The sequence below is a fragment of the Vibrio sp. 1249-1 genome (genome assembly GCF_033340495.1).
Genome location: NZ_JAWOWJ010000528.1, coordinates 1 through 709 on the forward strand (window position 1 = coordinate 1; position 709 = coordinate 709).

General features: G+C 47.5%; 1 protein-coding gene and 1 pseudogene. Both read left to right on the top strand.

Annotated features, from left to right (window positions below; translation table 11 throughout):
• On the top strand, window positions 1-391 hold a 391-nt coding region (locus tag R7Z50_RS27405; RefSeq protein ID WP_318149736.1), incomplete at its 5' end, for an ATP-binding cassette domain-containing protein.
• A 14-nt stretch (window positions 392-405) separates the two neighbouring features.
• Window positions 406-709 (top strand): annotated as a pseudogene (gene araH / locus R7Z50_RS27410) (L-arabinose ABC transporter permease AraH); the annotation flags it as partial.

Genomic DNA, 709 nt, shown 5'->3' on the forward strand with positions numbered 1-709 from the left:
AAGAGACAACGCAGAGCAGCAACGTAAGGCTTTGAACGTTAAAACCGCCTCATTACAACAGGCTATAGGGCAGTTGTCTGGTGGTAACCAACAAAAAGTGATTCTAGGTCGCTGGCTCTCTACCGATATGAGTGTGATTTTGTTGGACGAGCCAACACGAGGCATTGACGTTGGTGCGAAATCAGAGATCTACGAACTGATTTTCAATCTCGCTGAGCGCGGTGTCACTGTGCTGGTGGTGTCGAGTGATTTGCCAGAAGTTCTTGGTATATCCGATCGCGTAATGGTGATGAAAGAAGGTGCGGTAACAGGTGAACCACAGCGCCATGAGTTTAAAGAACAAACTGCTTTGAGTTTAGCCATGCTAGGCAACAACCAAGCTGCTGCATAATAAAGGAATATCCTATGTCTGTAACAAGCTCTACGAAAATACTAGAACAACAGGACGCGAAGCGTTCATGGAATTTTGCTGGGATTTGGGACCGATTCGGCATGCTGATGGTGTTCGCTGGTCTGTTTTTATTGTGTGCTTTCTTTGTGCCTTACTTTGCGACGTTCATCAATATGAAAGGTCTGGGTTTGGCGATCTCTATGAGTGGCATGGTGGCGTGTGCCATGCTGTTTTGCTTGGCGTGCGGTGATCTGGATTTGTCGGTCGCGTCCATCATTGCTTGCTCTGGTGTGGTTACCGCCGTCGCAATTAACGCAA